Genomic DNA, 19323 nt, shown 5'->3' with positions numbered 1-19323 from the left:
CGTTCCCAAAGGTTCTGGCCGGTATAGGCCAGTCGCATTTCCATTCATACAGGTGCATTTTCCGCTAGGAGTGCGGTCTTATGGGAGGGGTTTCGGGGGGAACGCCAGAACACGACGCGCGATACGGAGGGGCGTCCACACGTGGCCGACAGCAGCACCGACCCCGAGACCGCCCGCGGGCGTGAGGGCAGCGCCTTCCTGCGGGTCTTCGACGCCCTGCGCGTACGCCCCACAAGGGCCGACACCCGCCTCATGGGCAGGATGGAGCGGCGGGCCGCCCGCAGGCTCCCCGTCGGCAACCGCGGCGGCGCCCAGCGCGGCGACGTGGCCGAGCCCCCGCCCGTGCTCGACCTGGAACTGGAGGAGGGCGCCGACCGCGAGGCCCTGCTGCGGGTGCTCACCGAGCGCTGCGGCGACCAGCCGGTCTGGCGGCTGCCCCCGCGCCCCTCCGACGCCCCCGCGCCCGGGGCGCGGTCCCGGGCGCACGAGGCCCACGCCACCACCGAGGAGCTCTACGACCTGATGTCGGGCCTGCTGGCCGAGGCCGACGCCGTACGGCCCGCCAAGGAGCGCGGGCGCAGGCCCCCGCCCTGGCCCCGCTTCGCGCGGCTGCGCTCCCTGCTGTGGCTGCGCGTGTGCAGGCTCGGCGCCATCCGCTCCGCGGTCTCGGGGGAGGAGGTCGTCCAGGACGAGGCCGACCTCGACGCCAACGCCAAGGCGCAGATCTACGTCGTCGCCGAGCTGAGCCGGGCCAAGCTCGAACACGGCCGGGGCGCGGACCGCGGCGCCGACCGGGCGGCGGACGGCACCGGGGCCGTGCGCCGCTACCCCCACCGCCTGCGCTCGGGCCTGCGCGGCCTCTACGACCGCGCCTTCCAGCGGACCGCCGTGTTCGTCGCCCGCCTCACCGGACGGGTGACCTTCGGCAAGGCCGACACACACGTGCTCACCCCCTGGGGCTTCCTCCTCAACCTCGCCACCCTGGCCGCGCCCGTCATCCTGGGCGGTGTCGTCGCCGGTGTCTTCGGGCTCGTGCTCCAGGGGCTGAACAACCTGGTCACGCTGGGCGTGGGCCTGCTGCTGGCGGTCGTCTACGCCTGCCTCGGCCTCTTCCTCGTCCTGCCCTGGCGCTCCTACCGCTGGCTCAACCACCACCGGTACGTGGTGGACACCCAGGCCGCCAGCGACGACAAGGAGTCGGTCCCGCGCAACCACCGCGCCCGCGGCGTCCACGTCCTCAACCTGCTCAACCGCCGACGCCTCACCGGACGCCTCGTCCGCGACCCCGGGGCCGACGGAGAACGCGGTGAGCCCGGCGGGGCCGGTGGCGGCCGCCCTCCCGAGCGCCCCGACACCACGCCCGCGCACGACGGCTGGTGGGCGACCCTGGCCCCGCGCCGCCGACGGCACGCGGTCGTCGCGGTCGTGCCCCCGCAGGAGCGGCCCGAGCGCGGGAAGGACGACGACGCCGCCGAACGCCCGCGCGGAGAGCGTCCGCCCGGCGTCCACCGGCTCGCCGTCAACGCCTTCCTCGACGACCTCGCGCACACCCACGGCGGCTCCCCGGGGCGCCGCCCGTTCTCCCCGCGCCGCGGGCGCCGCCAGCGCCCCGTGCTCCTCGTGGACCAGGACCGCCTCGACCGGGTCGGCCGCTACCTGGTCCGCCTCATCGAGGACGAGCGGCTGCGCCGCGCCTTCCCCGACCCCCTGCTCGTCGTGCAGGTGCGCGACCGCGGCACCCGGCCGCTGGTGGACGACCGGGTGGACGTCTCCCGCTACCCCACGCTGCCCGAGGCCGAGAACGGCAGCCGCCCCGAGGAGGCGGTGTCGCGGTGGCTGCGCGAGCGCCACGCCGCCGGGGTGCTGGGCCGCTCCCGGCTGCTCACCCTGCGGATCCCGGCCGACTCCTCCGCCTGGGCGGGCAACCCCGACCCGCCCGAGCGCGCCCGGGTGCTCACCGCCGGTGCGATCACCGGGGTCGCGGCCACGGCGACCGCCGCGGCCACCGCCGTCGCCGTCCTGGCCCTGTGGGTGGTCGGCCCGGTCGTGGCCGAGCGCTTCAACCCGTGCGCGTCGGGCGGGGTCTGGACGCCCCGGGGCATCGAACGGCACGGCAAGGACTGCGTCGGGGTGACCTTCGGCGACTTCGTCTTCCACGAGCGCCTGCGCGAGGTCACCGAGCGCATCCACGAGCAGAACGAGCGGATCGACGAGGACGACGAGAACCACGTCACCATCGCCTACGTCGCCGAACTCAGCACCACCGGCGGCAGCGACCTGTCCCTGGCCGGGGTCCAGGGCGAGCTGCTGGGCCTGGCCCACCAGCAGGCCGAGCACAACGCCTCGGGCGACGCCTCCCTGCCCCGGATCAAGATCCTGATCGCCAACACCGGCGAGGGCTGGCGGTACGCGCGCGAGACCGCCGAGACGATCGTCGAACGCGCCCAGGACGAGGGCCTGGGCATGGACCGGCCGGTGGCCGCCGTCGGCTTCGGCCACAGCGTCCAGCCCAACACCGAGGCCGTCCGCGTCCTCAGCGGGGCCCGGATCCCCATGGTCGGCACCACCGCCACCTTCGACGACGTGGCCATGGAGACCTCGGGCAAGTACAGCCAGTACTTCTTCCCCGTGGCGCCCTCCAACACCCGCCTGGCCGACCAGGCCGCCCTGTGGGCCTACCGCGGCGTGCCGTGGACGGGCGAGGGGCTGGTCGAGGGGCAGGAGCCCGAGTCGCTGGGCCCCGCCCGCACCGCCGTGGCCATCGCCGACAACCAGGAGGGGGAGAGCTACGGCCCCCACCTGGCGGTGCGGTTCATGAACGCCTTCCGCGCCCTGGGCGGCCAGCCCTGGACGGACGGCGGGCAGGCCCACCCCGTCACCCTCGCCGACGGCGGCGCCGACCCCTTCCCCGGCGTGCTGCCCTACCAGGACGGCGGCCCCACCCAGGCCGACCAGCTGTCGCGGGTGTGCGCCGAGGACCCGCCCGACGTCATCTACTTCGCGGGCCGCTCCACCGACTTCATGGACTTCCACAACCAGATCCAGGAGGAGGGGATGTGCGTGGAGGCCGGGGTCGACATCCTCGGCGGGGACGACATCGCCAAGTTCGTCACCGACCACGCCGAGACGCTCGGCCACGCCTCCGGGTACCCCGTCTTCTACACCCCGCTCGCCGCCAGCGGCGCCTGGAGCCAGTACACGCGCGGCAGCGAGCGCGCCTTCTACGCCGAGGCCGACGCCCTCATCGGGGAGCTCTACAACGGCCAGGAGGAGGACGAGGAGACCGGGGAGGAGCGGGGGACCGACGCCGAGGCCGTGGCGGCCGACGGCGGCATGCCCTCGATCACCCACGCCGCCGTCGCCCACGACGCGCTCAAGGTGGTCTCACGCGCGCTGCGGGGCATCTCCCACCCCCTCCCCCAGAGCGACGGGCCCCGGGAGGCCTCGGCCGCGCCCACCGAGCGGCCCTCGCCGTTCCTGGGCACCGACGCCGGGTACGAGCAGGAGCAGCAGGCGCTCGTGGAGAACATCCAGGGCACGCACAACCTGTCCGCCGTCTCCGGCTACCTCGGCTTCGGGGAACCCTCCGAGGGCAACTGGTACCGCGACCGCATGGTCCAGCTCGTCGTGGTCGGCCCGCTGGGCTCGGACGGCGAACGCCAGCACGTGATCGCCGCCTGCGGCCAGGTCAGCACGGGCACGGTCGACCCCGGACCGGCATGCGCCTGACGCGCGGGTCCGGGTGGCGCGCGCGGCACCCGACACGAGAGGATGCCCCGTGTGGACCACCAAGACCCCGCCGAACTGCGCAAACCGTACCTGGGCGCGCCCCTGAGGCGCTCCGGCCTCGCCGACCACCCCATGACGCAGTTCCACCTGTGGTTCGACGAGGCCTACGACTCCGGACTGGCCGAACCCAACGCCATGGTCCTGGCGTCCGTGGAGCCCTCGGGCATGCCCCGCGCCCGCACCGTGCTGATGAAGGGTTACGACAGCACGGGACTGCGCTTCTTCACCAACTACACCTCGCGCAAGGGACGGGCCCTGGAGGCCGACCCGCGCGCCAGCGCGGTCTTCCCCTGGCACGCCATCCGGCGCCAGGTCCTGCTGGCCGGACGGGTGGAGCGGCTCAGCGACGAGGAGAACGACCGCTACTTCGCCTCGCGTCCGCGCGGCTCCCAGCTGGGCGCCTGGGCCAGCGAGCGCCAGTCGCGGCCGGTGGCGGACCGGGCCGAACTCGACCGGCTCTACCGGGAGTTCGACACGGTCTGGGCCGCCGAGGAGGAGATCCCCCGGCCCGCCTACTGGGGCGGCTTCCGGCTCGTGCCGAGCGAGGTGGAGTTCTGGCAGGGCGGTGCCGACCGCATGCACGACCGGTTCCGCTACCTGCGCGAACCCGACGGTTCCTGGAGCGTGGAGCGCCTGGCGCCCTGACCGGGCCGTCCGGTGACGCGCTCGTCGCGCGCCGCTTCCGAGAGTGATCTTGGCCGCTTCGTACGGGAGTTCGGGGGCGGTTCCCGCAGGTGGGCGACGGCCCGACGCCCCTCCGGCGCACGCGGTGGGCTGGAAGGCCCCCGTCTGCGTGACCAAGTGCCCTTGCCGCAGGGGGAGAACGTATCCGCATCGTGAGACCGGGCAGAAATCCGGGCGCCCCGCGCCACGATATGCTTGCGTGTATCGGTGGTCGCTCCCGCGGTCCTGCGGACGCCCCGGTCCCCACTCGGCCCCTGGGAATCACGTCGCCCCGGCCTGTGTTGTGAGAGACCCGCCGTGCCCGTCGTGACCGCGCGCCGGGCACAGAGCCTTGGGAGGGGAGACTTGACCGCACACGGGCTGATCGACACCACGGAGATGTACCTCCGTACGGTCTTCGAGCTCGAAGAGGAGGGCATCGTCCCGCTTCGGGCCCGTATCGCCGAACGCCTGCACCAGAGCGGCCCCACGGTGAGCCAGACCGTGGCCCGCATGGAGCGCGACGGCCTGCTGCGGGTGGAGAACGACAGGCACCTGGTCATGACCGCCGAGGGGCGCCGCCTGGCCACCCACGTCATGCGCAAGCACCGGCTCGCCGAGCGCCTGCTCGTGGACGTCATCGGACTCCCCTGGGAGGACGTGCACATCGAGGCCTGCCGCTGGGAGCACGTCATCTCCGAGGCCGTGGAGGAGCGTCTGGTCACGCTGCTCAACGCCCCCTCGGTGTGCCCGCACGGCAACCCGATCCCGGGCCTGGACGAGCTGGGCCTGGAGGACTACTCCCCCGAGCCCTTCACCGACGACTCGATCGTCCCGATGATCGACGTCGCCGGGAACAGCGAGACCACGGTCACCGTGCGGCGTATCAGCGAGCAGATCCAGTCGGACGCCGACATCATGCTCACCTTGCGCCGATCCGGGGTACAACCGGGACAGGAAGTGGTCTTGCGAGCCTCTGACGACGGGGTCCGCGTGACCGACGGTGAGACCGGGGAAACCGAGCTCTCGGCGCTCGTCGCCGGGCACATCTTCGTCGCCAAGCCGTGAACCGTACGGACGCGTTGATTGGTTGCTCATCAGGATTGTCACATTGCGCTGCGGGAACGTTGACGGTGTTGCTACGCTCGCTCCAAGGTGCGGTCGTTCGGGGTACCCGGAGCGGGCATGTATGCAGCTCATGACGGCGAGGTGGCGGCTAGATGACACGGTGGGGTGAGCCCTTCCCCAAGGGTGACGCGCTCGCCGCGGCCGCCGTGGCGGACCAGGCGCAGATCGCCATCGTCGTCATCGACCGGGCCAGCCTCCTGCGCTACTGGAACCCCTTCGCGCGCGAGCTGTTCGGGTTCGTGGGCGGTCGCGACTACGTCGGCCTCTCCCTGCTCGACATCGGTATCCACGAGTCCGACCGGGAGCACGCCTCCCAGCTGGCCCGGCGCGTCCTGCGCGGCGAGCCGTGGGAGGGCACCTTCGCGGTGCTCCGGGGCGACTCGACCTGGATCCACGTGCGCGCCCAGGCCGTGCCCATGCACAACGAGGCCGGCGAGATCGACGGCATCACCCTGATCGCCAGGGAGGCCCTGCGCAGCGGACGGGTGGAGGAGCAGTACGGCCTGCTGGAGCGCATCGGCAGCCGCCTGACCAGCTCCCTGGAGTTCGACTCCACGGTCAGGGGGGTCGCGGGCATCCTCGTGCCGCAGTTCGCCGACCACTGCTTCATCGACCTCTACGACCGCGACCGCCTGGTCAGACAGGTGTCGGTGCACGCCGAGGGGTGGACGCCCCCGCCGCGCACCTGGTTCGAGGTCGGCGACGAGGTCCGCTACCCCGAACGCCACTTCGTCACCCAGGCCCTGCGCCGCCTGGAGACGGTGGTCAGCAGCGAGTACCTGTTCGAGAACTCGCCCAGCACGCGCTCCGACCAGGTCTCGCGCCAGGTCGGCGTCACCTCCGCCATCGCCGCCCCGCTGCGGGCCCGCGGCGAGGTGCTGGGCGTGCTCACCCTGGCGCTGTCCGGGCTCTCCCCGCGGCAGAAGAGCACCTACGGGGGCTTCGACCGCGACCTCGTCGGCGCCATCGCCTCCCGCGTGGCCCTGGCCATCGACAACGCCCGCCTGTTCGAGCAGGAGCGCAGCACCGCGCTGGCCTTCCAGCGCAGCCTGCTGCCCAGCAGCCTGCCCCGGCTGGACGGGCTGACCGCGGCCCACCGCTACCTGCCCGCGGGACCGCTGCGCTCCGACGGGTACGGGGTCCAGACCCAGATCGGCGGGGACTTCTACGACGCCATCCCGCTCTCCGCCGGACGCGTGGGCCTGGTCATCGGCGACGTCGAGGGCCGCGGCCCGCACGCCGCCGCCGTCATGGGCCAGCTGCGCGCCGCGCTGCGCGCCTTCGCCCAGGCCGACCGCGAGCCCGCCGACATCCTGCGCGAACTCGACGAGTGGGTCCGCCAGCTGGGCCAGGAGGACGAGGAGGGCGGCACCTGGATCCCCAGCGTCAGCTGCCTGTACATGGTCTACGACGCCTGGTCGCGCGAGCTGTCCTACGCCAACGCCGGGCACGCGCCCCCGCTGCTGGTCACCTCCGAGTCGGTGGAGAAGATCGACCTGGAGGTCACCGACCGCATGCTGGGCGTGCGGGCCAAGGGCGGATCGGGCGAGGACGTGGTCTACCACCAGGCCAACCTGCGCCTGCCCATCGGCGCCACCCTGGTCCTGTACACCGACGGGCTCGTGGACCGGCGCCCGGCCGGGGGCAGGGCGGACCCCGAGAGCGCCTTCGAGCTGCTGGCGGAGCGGGTGGCCGAGGTCGCCGACAAGGACGTGGACCAGATCGCCGAGGCGGCCGTGCACAGCGTCCCGGGCGAACACGACGACGACACCGCTCTGCTGGTCGTGCGCACCCACTCCGAGGAGCTGGCGCTGCGCGAGGGCTGGTTCCCCTCGGAGGCCTCCACCGTGGGCGAGGCCCGCCACATGGCGGCCCACACCTTCAGCGAGTGGGGGGTGGACCGCGACCAGGCCGAGCTGGCCTGCCTGCTGGTCTCGGAGATCGTCACCAACGTCGTCATCCACGCCACCCCGCACCCGGTTCACCGCGAGTTCACCGGCGGAGGGGTGCTGGACTCCGAGACCCCGCTCGACGCGGTGGCCGACGAGTTCGACGAGGACTGGACCGACCTGCTGGAGGCGGTGGCCGAGGAGGCCGACGAACCCGCCGAGGAGGCCGGGGAGAAGGAGTTCCTGCTGCGGCTGCGGCGGGGCGCGAACACGGTGTGGGTGGAGGTCTTCGACAACGACCTGCGCCTGCCCCGCATCCGCAGCGCCGCCGCCGACGACGAGGGCGGCCGCGGCCTGTACCTGGTCGAGCAGCTGGCCAGCCGGTGGGGGGCGCGGCCGACCCCGGACGGCAAGGCGGTCTGGTTCGAGATGCCCATGCACTCCGAGGAGACCGGGGAGCAGCACAGGGCCGACGACGGGGAGAAGGCCGGGCGGGACTAGCCTCCCGCCGCCTGCGGGCCCGGCGCCGTCGTGGAACCGCCGCGACGCGCCGGGCCCGTCCCTTCGGCGGCCGCCGGCGGTCCGCTGACGCCTGTCGCGGAGGGGGAGCGGGCCGCGGCACCGGCCCGCCCGTCAAGGAGGGTCCTGTCTAGCGCCAGGACCAGGCCCACAGCAGCAGGCACAGGAAGACGAAGAAGACCACGATCCCGCTGGTGGTCCACGGGATGTGGACCCGGGGCCGGAGCTTGCGCACCCCGATCACGAGCAGCACGACCAGCAGGCCCATGACGATGAGGCCGTCCCAAGCACCGCTCATTCCAGCTCCGACCCTTCTGGGGAGGGGGTTGTGCGGTCACAGACCCAGGCCGCGCCCGACGATCTCCTTCATGATCTCGGTGGTGCCACCGTAGATCGTCTGGACGCGGGTGTCCTGCCAGGCCCGTGCCACGGGGTATTCCATCATGTACCCGTACCCGCCGTGAAGCTGGAGGCACCGGTCCACGACCTTGTTGCACAGTTCCGTGGTCCACCACTTGGCCATGGCGGCGTCCTCCACGGTCAGCTCACCGCGGTTGAGCAGGCCGATGCCGCGGTCCACGTAGGTGCGGGCGATGTCCACCTCGGTGGCCAACTCGGCCAGAACAAAACGGGTGTTCTGGAAGCGCCCAATCGGACGGCCGAAGGCGGTCCGCTCCCGGCAGTAGGCGATGGTGTGCTGGAGCACGGCGTCGGCGGAGGCCACCGCGCAGGTGGCGATGGACAACCGCTCCTGGGGCAGGTTCTCCATCAGGTGGACGAACCCGCCGCCCTCCCGGCCGATGAGGTTGGCGGCCGGGACGCGCACGTCGTCGAAGAACAGCTCGGCGGTGTCCTGCGCCTTCATGCCGATCTTGTCGAGGTTGCGGCCCCGGGTGAACCCGGCGGCGCCGCGTTCCACCGCGATCAGCGAGAAGCCCTGCGCGCCCGCGTCGGGGTCGGTCCGGGCGACCACGATCACCAGGTCGGCGTTGACGCCGTTGGTGATGAAGGTCTTGGACCCGTTGACGACGTACTCGTCGCCGTCGCGCACCGCCGAGGTGGCGATGCCCTGGAGGTCGCTGCCCGCCCCGGGTTCGGTCATGGCGATGGCGGTGATCAGTTCGCCGCTGGCGAACCCCGGCAGCCAGCGCCGCTTCTGCTCCTCGTCGGTCAGGTCGACCATGTACGGGGCCATGACGTCGTTCTGGAGGGTGACGCCCAGGCCGCTGGCGCGGGCCCGGCAGATCTCCTCGTTGACGATGGTGTTGTAGCGGAAGTCCCGCAGCCCGGTGCCGCCGTACTCCTCGGGCACGCCGTGGCCGAGCAGGCCGACCTCGCCCGCCCTGGTCCACACCTCGCGGGGCACGATCCCGTCCCTCTCCCACTCCGGATGGCGGGGCGTGACCTCGCGCTTGAGGAACTCGGCCACCGATGCGCGGAAGAGGTCGTGGTCGGCGTCGAAGAGTTCCCGCTTCATGCTCTGCTCCGGGGTGTCGGGGATTCCTGCGTGACGCCACAGTAACCGAACAAGATTCGGTTTTGAAGGGGACAGTCCAAGCCCCGGCAAAGTTCCCGTGCCCGTGGGAGCCCGTCCGGCGGTTCCGGCGGGGCGCGGGCGCGACGGCTTCCTAGGGTGGCGGCAGCGGAGCCGGTAGCCGAGGGACGGGACCGCGTGCGGCCCGGCCGGGGGAGGGGAGGGCCATGGTCCAGTACGAGGCCAGGCATCGGGCGCGCAGGGAGCACCGGAGCGGCAGGATCGCGGTGATCATGAGCGCGCTGATGCTCACCGTGCTGCTGGCGGCCCTGGACCAGACGATCGTGTCCACCGCGCTGCCCACGATCGTGTCCGACCTCGGCGGGCTCAACCACCTGTCGTGGGTGATCACCGCCTACCTGCTCGCGGTCACGGCCGTCACGCCGCTGTGGGGCAAACTCGGCGACCAGTTCGGCCGCAAGCAGTTCTTCCTGGTGTGCATCGCCGTCTTCGTGGCGGGCTCGGCCCTGTGCGGGACCGCCCAGAGCATGCTCCAGCTCATCCTCTTCCGCGCGCTCCAGGGCGTGGGCGGCGGAGGACTCATGGTGCTGGCCTCCGCCATCATCGGCGACGTCGTCTCGCCCCGCGAGCGCGGCAAGTACCAGGGGCTGTTCGGCGCGGTGTTCGGGATCTCCAGCGTGGCCGGTCCGCTGCTCGGCGGACTGTTCGTGGACCACCTGTCCTGGCGGTGGGTGTTCTACGTCAACCTGCCGCTGGGGGTGCTGGCCTTCGTCACGGTGCTCGTGGTGCTGCCGCGCCGCCAGCCGACCGGCCGCCAGAGCATCGACTACTCCGGGATCGTGCTGCTGGCCGCCACCGCGATCTGCCTGACGCTGGTCGCCTCCTGGGGCGGCAGCCTCTACCCGTGGACGTCGTCGCAGGTCCTCGGGCTCGGCGCCGTAGCCGTGGTGCTCGGCGTGGGCTGGTGGCTGTCCGCGCGGCGGGCGCAGGACCCGGTCATGCCGCTCAGCCTGTTCCGCGACCCGACCATCGTGGTGGCCATGGCGATCGGCTTCTGCGTGGGCTTCGCGATGATGGGGTCGATGGCCTTCCTGCCGCTGTTCCTCCAGGTCGTGCACGGCCTGTCGCCCACGGCCTCGGGACTGCACCTGCTGCCGATGGTGCTGGGCCTGTTCCTGACCTCGATCACCAGCGGGCGCCTGGTCACCCGCACCGGCCACTACAAGGTCTACCCGGTGCTGGGGATGGCGGTGACCTCCCTCGGACTGTTCCTGCTCTCGCGGCTGGGCCCGGAGAGCTCGATGACGCAGATGGGGTTCTACTTCTTCGTCCTCGGTCTCGGCCTGGGCCTGGTGATGCAGGTGGTGGTCGTGGTGGTGCAGAACGCCGCCAGCTACGCGAACCTGGGAGTGGCCACCTCGGCGGCGACGTTCTTCCGCTCCATCGGGGGGTCGTTCGGCACGGCGGTGTTCGGCGCCGTCTTCTCCGGGCAGCTGGCGGCCAACCTGGCCGAGCGGGCCGCGCAGATCCAGCTGCCGCCCGGGGTGGACCCCGCGGCGCTGGAGAGCGACCCGCGCAGCCTGGACCAGCTGGCCCCGCAGGCGCAGGCGTCCTTCCTCCAGGCCTACGCGGACGCCGTGGACACCGTCTTCCTGTGCGCGGTCCCGGTCGCCCTGGCCGGGTTCGTGCTGGCGCTGTTCCTGCGGCAGATCCCGCTGCGCACCACCATCGACTCCCCGGACCTGGACGAGTCCATCCCGCCCGTGGCCGCAGCGAGCCGCAGCGCCGTCGCGCACGTGGAGAAGGAGGTGTTCCGGGCCTGCGGCCGGGAGGGTGCCGACCAGATGTACGAGCGCCTGCGCGAGGCGGCGGGCCTGGAGGTCTCGCCGCGCGCGTGCTGGGTGCTCAGCCACCTGGGCGTGACGGGGCCGCTGTCGCCCGGGGAGCTGGTGGAGATGTCCGGGCTGCCCGCCGACTACTGGGCGCCGGTCCACCGGGAGCTGGTCGAGGCGGGCTACCTGGCGGGTGGGGGCGAGCCCTGGGAGCTCAGCCGGCGCGGCGTGTCCGCCGCCCGCAGGATGTTCGAGGCCCAGCGCACCGCGCTGCGCTCGCTGCTGGCCGACTACGGGCCCGAGGAGCACCCCGAGGTGGTGGCCGCCCTGGAGCGGATCACCACCGACGTCCTGGGGGACGAGGGGGACGCCGGGCACCTGGAGCGGGGAGCGCACCGGGCGTGAGGGCACCCCAGGGGAGGGGGACCCAAGCCCCCCTTCTCAGCTTTTTTCTCCAGACTGGCACCGAGCACGGTCCGCCGCCACGGGAAGCCTCTCCCTGTGGACAACCCGCGCGACGCCGTGTTCGCGGGGGCGGGGGCTTGCCGGATCCGAGAAACCGAATACAGTTCGGTTCGTAACCGTCACCCAGGCCCTTGGAGGACCCCGTGGCCGAGGCATACATCGTCGGCGCAGTACGCACCCCCGTCGGGACGAAGAAGGGCGCCCTGGCCGCCGTGCACCCGGCGGACCTGGGGGCGCACGTGCTCAGGGAACTCGTCTCCCGGACCGGGGTGGACCCCGCCGCGGTCGAGGACGTCATCATGGGCTGCGTCAGCCAGGTCGGGCCGCAGGCGCTCGACCTCGCCCGCACCTCCTGGCTCTCCGCGGGCCTCCCGGAGTCCGTCCCCGGCGTCACCATCGACCGCCAGTGCGGTTCCTCCCAGCAGGCCGTCCACTTCGCCGCCCAGGGCGTCATGTCCGGCACCCAGGACCTCGTCGTGGCCTCGGGCGTGGAGAACATGGGCATGGTCCCCATGGGGGCCAACGTCCAGTACGCCCTCGACAACGGGCTCGGGCTGTACGGCGACGGCTGGGTCGAGCGCTACGGCCACCAGGAGATCTCCCAGTTCCGCGGCGCCCAGCTCATGTGCGAGAAGTGGGGCTTCAAGCGCGAGCAGCTGGAGGAGTTCGCCCTGGAGAGCCACCGGCGCGCGGCCCGGGCGCTGGAGGCGGGTTACTTCGACGAGCAGATCGCCCCCCTGGCCGGGGTGGAGCGCGACGAGGGCGTGCGCCCCGACACCACCCTGGAGAAGATGGCGGGCCTGAAGCCGCTGCGCGAGGGCTGGGCGCTCACCGCCGCCGTGGCCAGCCAGATCTCCGTCGGCGCGGGCGCGGTCCTGATCGCCTCCGAGCGGGCGGTCGAGCGGCACGGCCTGACCCCGTTGGCCCGGATCGTGCAGCTCTCGCTGGTGGGCGACGACCCCGTGTACATGCTCACCGCGCCCATCCCGGCGACCCGGATCGCCCTGGAGAAGGCGGGCCTGGGCATCGACGACATCGACGTCACCGAGATCAACGAGGCCTTCGCCCCGGTGCCGATGTCCTGGATCCAGGAGCTGGGCGCCGACCCGGCCAAGGTCAACCCCAACGGCGGCGCCATCGCCCTCGGCCACCCGCTGGGCGCCACCGGCACCGTGCTCATGGCCAAGCTGGTCGCAGAGCTGCACCGCACCGGCGGCCGCTACGGCCTCCAGACCATGTGCGAGGGCGGCGGCCAGGCCAACGTCACCATCATCGAGCGGGTCTGAACTTCCCCAACCCTGATGCCTAAGTGCTTGCATGCATGAATGCAAGCACTTAGGCTTCCTTTATGAGTCAGGTGACGTGGAGAGCCGAGGAAGAACTGGTCCGACGGGTCAGATGTACCGCTGAGCGCCGTGGCGTCAGCATGAACGAGTATCTGACGCGTGTACTGAGCGCCGCGACCGACCCCGAACTCGAGGGCGACGAAGCGGAGGCGATCCGCGCCAAGCTCGCCCAGGCGGGGCTCCTCGATTCCTCTGGGACGCCTCGGACACGTCCCAGCAGGGAAGCGTTCGAGAGGGCACGCAGGGCGACCGCTGGAGGGACTCCTTTGGAGGACCTTGTCGCGGAAGGCCGTGAATGAGCGTTTTCGCGGACACCTCTGCTGTGGTCAAGCTGTACACCGTCGAGCACGGCAGCGATGTGATGCTCGGCGTGACGGGACCGATCGTGGTGTCACAGTTGACCCGGGTCGAGGTGCCGGCCGCTCTCTGGCGGAAACAGAGAATGGGGGAGTTGGGCGTCGAGGACACGAGAATCCTCGTGTCGGCGTTCGAAGCGGACTACTTCGGCGTCCTGGAAGGGCCTTCCCGTTTCGTTCCGGTGACGGTGGCGGCGCAGGTCCTCGAAGAGGCTGTCCGGCTCACGGCCGTCCACGGCCTGCGCGCGTATGACGCTGTGCAGTTGGCCTCGGGCAAGGCCATCCGTTCGCTGGACCCCGGGTGCTCCACTTTCGCCGCCTTCGACAAGAACCTCCGAGGCGCGGCGGCGATGGAAGGCTTCTCCCTGCTTCCGGAGATGTGACCGGTGCTTTACGAGGGCAGAGCCGGGGCGGCACCGGGTGGACCGTGTACCGCAACCGTTTCCGGAGGAGGCGGTCGGTCAACCGACCGCCTTCGGGGCGAAGGGGACGTTCCGGTGGCAACTGGTCAGGTCATGGCCCTTCCCACGGGCGGCGGCGCCTAGCGTCCGCCGGAGGCCAGCGCCGGGCCGCCGACGCCGTTGGACAGGCCCAGCCAGGCCGCCATCTCGGTCAGCTGCTCGACCAGTTCGGGCAGCGTCTCGGCGGGCGCGCCGTCCTCCAGCGTGATCCGCTGCGCCAGCAGGGTCCCCGAGGCGCGGTCCGCCTTGAGGTCCACCCGCGCCACCAGGTCCTCGCCCAGCAGGAACGGCAGCACGTAGTAGCCGTGCACCCGTTTGGCGGCGGGCACGTAGATCTCCAGCCGGTACCGGAACCCGAACAGCTCCTCCGCCCGGTCGCGCGTCCACACCAGCGAGTCGAACGGGCTCAGCAGCGCCCGCGCCCGCACGCTGCGCGGCACCCGGGCGTCCCGGTGCAGATAGGCCGTGCGGTCCCAGCCCCGCACCCGCACCGGCACCAGCTCACCCGCCTCCACCAGGTCGGAGACGGCCGCCCGGGACTCGGTGGACTTGAGGCGGAAGTAGTCGCGCAGGCACGCCTCGGTGGCCACCCCGTGGGCGCGGGCCGCGATCGACACCAGCTCCCGGTGCGCCTCCTCCGGGGTGGTCTCCGGCGCCGCGTACACCTCCGGCGGCAGCACCCGCTCGGGCAGGTCGTAGAGCCGCTCGAACTGCGCGTTGCGCCCGTTGGAGGTCAGGTCGCCCACCCAGAACAGGTACTCCAGGCACCTCTTGACCTCGGACCAGTTCCACCCCCAGTGGTCCTTGGCGCGCGGCACGTCGTGCGCCAGCGCCGCCTCCACCTGCCGGGCGCTGGCCGGGCCGATCCGCACCACCTCCTCCAGCACCGCCTTGACCAGCTCGGGCTTCTCCTCCCGGATGCGGTCCATCCACCCCACGCGCTCCTGGGCGCGGTTGCGCTCCATCCGGTGGCGCATGAGCTGGCGGGTGGAGGGCGGCACCAGGCTGGCCTCGTGCGCCCAGCACTCCACCAGCCGCGCGGCCCCCGACCCGGTCGCGGAGGTGGTCGCCCGGTCCAGCAGGGCGGTGTCGTAGGCGCCCATGCGCGCGAAGACCGGCAGGTACTGGCTGCGGGCCAGCACGTTCACGCTGTCGATCTGGAGGATGCCCACCCTGCGCACCACCCGCGCCAGGTGGGCGAGGGTCGGCTTCCCGGCGGGCCGGGGGTCGCTGAACCCCTGGGCGGCGAGCGCGATCCTGCGCGCCTGGGAGAGGGAGAGTTCCGCGTCGCGGCGGGGGTGCGGTTCTGCCATTGCGCCACCGTAACGCCGACCGCCGACAGTCCGTTCCTCCGGGCCGCGGGGCCCGTGCGTCGGACCGGCGGGGAGTGCCGAAAAACCTTTGACCCAATGCGAACCTCCGGGGGTGGGAAGCCGTCCAACAGAGCGCGACGACAACCACCGGGCACGTGCCGGGAGTCGCGCACGCCCCGGTGCGGAGGACGGCCGCACCGGGGCCACGACCGTTCCCGTGCCCCGCGCCCCCGAGGAGCGGGGCACGAACGGTCGCCTCCTCGCATTCTCCCCGCCCGGAGCCCCGTGCTCCCGTTGTCCACAGGGCTGTTTTCTCCTTCCCCGTCGCGTGCCCGCTTGCGTCCGCGCGGGGTCCACCTCGGCGGGCAAGGGGCTGGACAAGCTCGCCGCGGGTCCGTCCGTGTCCGCGCGGGGTCCGCGCCCTCCACCGCGCCGCCCCCGACCGGGCGTTCCCGTCACGCGCGCACCCGCGCGGCGGGATGTCCCCCCGATGCGACAGCATGTCCGTCATGGACAGTTTCGAGGAGTACCGCGACGCGGCCCGCAGGAGCGGCGTGCCGGAGCACGCCGTCGACACGGGCCTGCGCCTGGCCCGCCCCCAGATCGGGCTGGGTCCCGCGGACGGCGGCGGCGGGGTCCTCGCCGGGCGGTACGGCGGCCGCCCCGTCCTCCCACCGGACGTCGACTGGAACGGCTTCCCGGACCTCATCGCCTCCGTGGACTGCGCGGCCCTGCCCCGGGACGTGCTCGACTTCCCGCTGCCGCAGGACGGTCACCTGCTGTTCTTCGCCAACCGGTGCGACCTGGAGGGGTCCGCGGGCGACGGCGCCGTGGTCCACGTCCCCTCGGGGGCGGCCGCGGTCGAACGCGTCCCCGACGAGGGCACCCCCCACACCGATCCGTACCCCCTCTACGCCCGGACTGCCTGGAGCATGCCGACGGGTGCCGACGGCGCCGTCGTCGCGGACGGGGAGACCGAGCGGGTCTACCGGGAGCACCGGCTGGACCAGTACGACGGCTTGGAGCACGTGCGCCGGTCCGACCTGATCCTGGGCGGGTACGCCTACTCGCCGCAGGACCCGCCCTTCGTCCAGACCCCGGCGGACTACGAGCGGGACGGAGGGGAGCGCGTGCTGCTGGCCCAGGCCCACTACGGGATGTACGGCGCCCCCGGCTGGACCGGGTACGCGGTGTGGGTCATGTACCGGCACGACCTGGAGGCGATGGACTTCACGAAGGCGGTGGGCGGGGTGCTGGGCTCCCACCCCTGACGGCCGCGCGGGCGCCGCGGCGGCGCGGCCCGCTCCGCGCGGTTCCGGCGAGGCCGCAGGCGCGGTGGCGGACACGCGGGACCGGCTCCCCGGCGAGGCCGGTCCCGTCGCCGCCATGGCCTAGCCTTCTGCTGTGCGTATCGCGACATGGAATGTGAACAGTGCCCGGGCCAGGGCCGAGCGGATCGGCGCCTGGCTGGACCGGAGCGACGTCGACGTCCTCGCCATCCAGGAGACCAAGGCCCGGGACGACCAGTTCCCCGCCTCGGTCCTCACCGACCGCGGCTACGAGGTGGCCCACCACGGCCTGTCCCAGTGGAACGGGGTCGCGATCGCCTCCCGCGTCGGCCTGGAGGACGTGCGGATCGGCTTCCCCGGCCAGCCCGGCTACGGCGACCCCGAGGAGGCCGAGGCCCGCGCCATCGGCGCCACCTGCGGGGGCGTGCAGGTGTGGAGCCTGTACGTGCCCAACGGGCGCGAGGTCGACCACCCCCACTACGCCTACAAGCTCCGCTGGCTGGAGGCGCTGCGCGAGGCGGGCGCCGCCAGCCTGGCCGCCGACCCCGGCGCCCAGATCGCCTACGTCGGCGACTTCAACATCGCCCCGCGCGACGAGGACGTGTGGGACATGGCCGCCTTCGAGGGCAGCACCCACGTCACCGAGCCCGAGCGCGTGGCCTTCGACAAGCTGGTCGGCGCCGGGTTCGACGAGGTCGTGCGCGCCTACACCCCGGGTCCCGGCGTGTACACCTACTGGGACTACAAGGGCCTGGCCTTCCCCAAGCGCAGGGGTATGCGCATCGACTTCGTGCTCGCCTCCCCGGCGCTGCGCGACCGCGTCAGCGGCGCGAGCATCGACCGCGAGGAGCGCAAGGGCAAGGGCGCCTCCGACCACGCCCCGGTCATCGTGGGCCTGGACGGCGACACCGGCGAGGCCGTGGCCAGGGAGGCGGGCAAGTGAGCGCCGCGGCACCGCGCGTGGCGGTCTTCGGCAGCGTCAACATGGACCTGGTCGCCTACGTCGAACAGGTGCCCGCCAGCGGGGAGACGGTCACGGGCACGGCCTTTCGCCAGGTGCCCGGCGGCAAGGGCGCCAACCAGGCCGTGGCCGCGGCCAGGGCCGGGGCCGACGTGGCCTTCCTCGGCGCGGTGGGCGAGGACTCCTTCGGGGAGGACCTGCGCGCCAACCTCGTCGGCAGCGGCATCGACGTGTCCGGGCTGCGCACGGTGCCCGGGGCGTCGGGGGTGGCGCACATCGTCGTGGACGGCGGGGGCGGCAACTCGATCATCGTCGTGCCCGGGGCCAACGGCGAGGTCACCGGCGTGGCCGCGGGCGACCCCGGGATCATCGGGGGCAGCGCCGCCCTGCTGCTCCAGCTCGAACTGCCCGTGGAGGCGGTGGTCTCGGCCGCGCGCACCGGCCGCGAGCTGGGCGTCCCGGTCTACCTGACCCCGGCTCCCGCACGCGAACTGCCCGCCGAACTCCTGGAGTCGGTGGACGTCCTGGTGCCCAACCAGCACGAGGCGGCCGCGATCACCGGCCGCGCCGAGCCGCGAGAGGCGCTGGCCGCGCTGCTGGAACTGGTTCCGGAGGTGCTGCTGACCCTGGGCGAGGACGGCTCGCTCCACGGCCGCAGAGGGGGCGAGCCGCTGCACGTTCCCGCGCGCCGGGTGGAGGCGGTGGACACCACGGCGGCCGGGGACGTCTTCTGCGGGTCGTTCGCGGTCGCCCGCGCGGAGGGCCGCACGCCCGAGGAGGCCATGCGGTTCGCCGCCGCGGCGGCCGCGCTCTCGGTCCAGCGGCACGGCGCCAGTTCGTCGATGGCCTCCCGGGACGAGGTCGAGGCGCTGCTGGGCGGCTGAGCCCGCCGCCGCCCCTCCCCGGCTCCCGCGGGCCCCGGCCGTTCGGGCGCGCTCCTCAGGGCGCGTGCCCGATCTGGCGGAGGAAGGGGGCGGGGTCCTGGTTCTGGAGGCGCACCTCCAGCACGATGTCCACCGTGTCGCCGACCATGCGGCCTCCCCAGGGCACCGGCCCGCCGTCGCCCACGCCGAAGTCCGAGAGGCGGATCCGGGTCGTGGCGGAGAAGAAGTGGCCGTGGGTGTCCTCGGGGGAGGCGTAGTCGGGGGCCTCGCCCACCCACTGGGCGTCCAGCACGGTGGGCACGGACGTGCCGTGGATGGTCAGGTCGCCGTGCAGGCGGAAGGCGTGGGGGTTGCGTCCGCCCGGTTCCAGCCCGGTGGAGGCGAAGCGCAGCTCGGGGTGGTGGTCCACGTCCAGGAAGTCGGGGGAGCGCAGGTGGGCGTCGCGCGCGCCCACGCCGGTGTTGACGCTGGCGGCGTCGAGGACGACCTCCACCGCGGACCGTTCGGGCTCCTCGGCGACGGCGACGCGGCCCCAGGCCTGGCCGAACGTGCCCTGGACCCGTCCGAAGCGCAGGTAGTGGGCGACGAAGATCAGGCTGGAGTGCAGGGGATCGAGGTACCAGGTGCCGGGTCCGGGACCGACCTGCGCGGAGGCGGTTGTCATTACCGATTTCTCCCTTTTGTCTTATCTGGGGCTTTTGTCCACATACTTTAGGTCTGACGCCCCGACGGAGAACGGAGTTCCGGCCCGGCCGGAGGCGAGATCTTCGACTCGGTGGCCGCGCACGTGTTGGAACCGCCTCTGACGAGGCGATTCGTGCCGTGTGAGATCTCCCGGAGGGTCCTGGGCGGCCGGAACCGGTCAGCCGTGCGTTTCCGGGTGGACACGGCACGCGAAGGACCGCGCGCCCACGGGCGCCGGCGCGCACACGA

The 19323-nt window shown here is 72.7% G+C and carries 14 protein-coding genes; 10 read left to right on the top strand and 4 right to left on the bottom strand.

What is annotated here, in order from left to right; all coding sequences use genetic code 11:
- Positions 1–141: 141 nt before the first annotated feature.
- The 4 genes from UIS43_RS14535 to UIS43_RS14520 all read left to right on the top strand — a co-directional run bounded on the left by UIS43_RS14535 (position 142) and on the right by UIS43_RS14520 (position 7970).
- Positions 142–3729, top strand: coding sequence for an ABC transporter substrate-binding protein (locus UIS43_RS14535; protein ID WP_370010328.1), 3588 nt, complete (start codon positions 142–144; stop codon positions 3727–3729).
- 51 nt (positions 3730–3780) lie between these two features.
- Positions 3781–4434 (top strand): pyridoxamine 5'-phosphate oxidase, encoded by a 654-nt coding sequence (gene pdxH / locus UIS43_RS14530; protein ID WP_013155170.1) that lies wholly within the window; start codon positions 3781–3783, stop codon positions 4432–4434.
- Positions 4435–4818: 384 nt separating this feature from the next.
- Positions 4819–5520, top strand: coding sequence for a metal-dependent transcriptional regulator (locus UIS43_RS14525; protein ID WP_013155169.1), 702 nt, complete (start codon positions 4819–4821; stop codon positions 5518–5520).
- Positions 5521–5672: 152 nt separating this feature from the next.
- Entirely contained in the window at positions 5673–7970 is a 2298-nt protein-coding gene (locus UIS43_RS14520) for a SpoIIE family protein phosphatase (protein WP_013155168.1), read from the top strand.
- Positions 7971–8118: 148 nt separating this feature from the next.
- On the opposite strand, the gene UIS43_RS14515 is transcribed toward UIS43_RS14520, so the two are convergent.
- Positions 8119–8286 (bottom strand): hypothetical protein, encoded by a 168-nt coding sequence (locus UIS43_RS14515; protein ID WP_013155167.1) that lies wholly within the window; start codon positions 8284–8286, stop codon positions 8119–8121.
- A 36-nt stretch (positions 8287–8322) separates the two neighbouring features.
- On the bottom strand, positions 8323–9465 hold the full coding sequence (locus tag UIS43_RS14510; protein ID WP_013155166.1) for an acyl-CoA dehydrogenase family protein: 1143 nt from the start codon (positions 9463–9465) through the stop codon (positions 8323–8325).
- 224 nt (positions 9466–9689) lie between these two features.
- Here UIS43_RS14510 and UIS43_RS14505 point away from each other — a divergent pair, with 224 nt between their 5' ends.
- The 3 genes from UIS43_RS14505 to UIS43_RS14495 all read left to right on the top strand — a co-directional run bounded on the left by UIS43_RS14505 (position 9690) and on the right by UIS43_RS14495 (position 13865).
- The gene (locus UIS43_RS14505; RefSeq protein ID WP_370010325.1) at positions 9690–11720 is read left to right on the top strand and encodes a DHA2 family efflux MFS transporter permease subunit; all 2031 of its coding nucleotides are present in this window, start codon (positions 9690–9692) and stop codon (positions 11718–11720) included.
- Positions 11721–11923: 203 nt separating this feature from the next.
- On the top strand, positions 11924–13066 hold the full coding sequence (locus tag UIS43_RS14500) for an acetyl-CoA C-acetyltransferase (RefSeq protein WP_094804881.1): 1143 nt from the start codon (positions 11924–11926) through the stop codon (positions 13064–13066).
- Positions 13067–13421: 355 nt separating this feature from the next.
- Complete coding sequence (locus tag UIS43_RS14495; RefSeq protein WP_094804880.1) at positions 13422–13865, top strand: type II toxin-antitoxin system VapC family toxin; 444 nt, start codon at positions 13422–13424, stop codon at positions 13863–13865.
- A 158-nt stretch (positions 13866–14023) separates the two neighbouring features.
- Here the strand turns inward: UIS43_RS14495 and UIS43_RS14490 are convergent, their stop codons facing one another.
- Positions 14024–15256: a DNA glycosylase AlkZ-like family protein gene (locus UIS43_RS14490; protein ID WP_358454030.1), complete on the bottom strand. Its 1233-nt coding sequence runs from the start codon at positions 15254–15256 to the stop codon at positions 14024–14026.
- Positions 15257–15756: 500 nt separating this feature from the next.
- Here UIS43_RS14490 and UIS43_RS14485 point away from each other — a divergent pair, with 500 nt between their 5' ends.
- The 3 genes from UIS43_RS14485 (at position 15757) to UIS43_RS14475 (ending at position 18390) form a co-directional block, all read left to right on the top strand.
- A complete protein-coding gene (locus UIS43_RS14485; RefSeq protein WP_013155162.1) occupies positions 15757–16527 on the top strand; it encodes a DUF1963 domain-containing protein in 771 nt (256 codons plus the stop codon).
- A gap of 133 nt (positions 16528–16660) precedes the next feature.
- Positions 16661–17488 carry an exodeoxyribonuclease III gene (locus UIS43_RS14480; protein ID WP_198662345.1) on the top strand — a complete coding sequence of 276 codons (828 nt, stop codon included), beginning with the start codon at positions 16661–16663 and terminating at the stop codon, positions 17486–17488.
- Positions 17485–18390: a ribokinase gene (locus tag UIS43_RS14475; RefSeq protein WP_013155160.1), complete on the top strand. Its 906-nt coding sequence runs from the start codon at positions 17485–17487 to the stop codon at positions 18388–18390. Before UIS43_RS14480 ends, UIS43_RS14475 begins: the two co-directional genes overlap by 4 nt.
- A 55-nt stretch (positions 18391–18445) precedes the next feature.
- On the opposite strand, the gene UIS43_RS14470 is transcribed toward UIS43_RS14475, so the two are convergent.
- Positions 18446–19054, bottom strand: a complete 609-nt coding sequence (locus UIS43_RS14470) for a YceI family protein (protein WP_013155159.1) — start codon at positions 19052–19054, stop codon at positions 18446–18448.
- Between the last annotated feature and the right edge of the window lie 269 nt (positions 19055–19323).

The organism is Nocardiopsis sp. LDBS0036, assembly GCF_041228755.1.
Taxonomy (GTDB): Bacteria; Actinomycetota; Actinomycetes; order Streptosporangiales; family Streptosporangiaceae; genus Nocardiopsis; species Nocardiopsis dassonvillei.
Note: the sequence above shows the minus strand (reverse complement) of the source record. Positions and strands in the feature narration are given on the sequence as shown.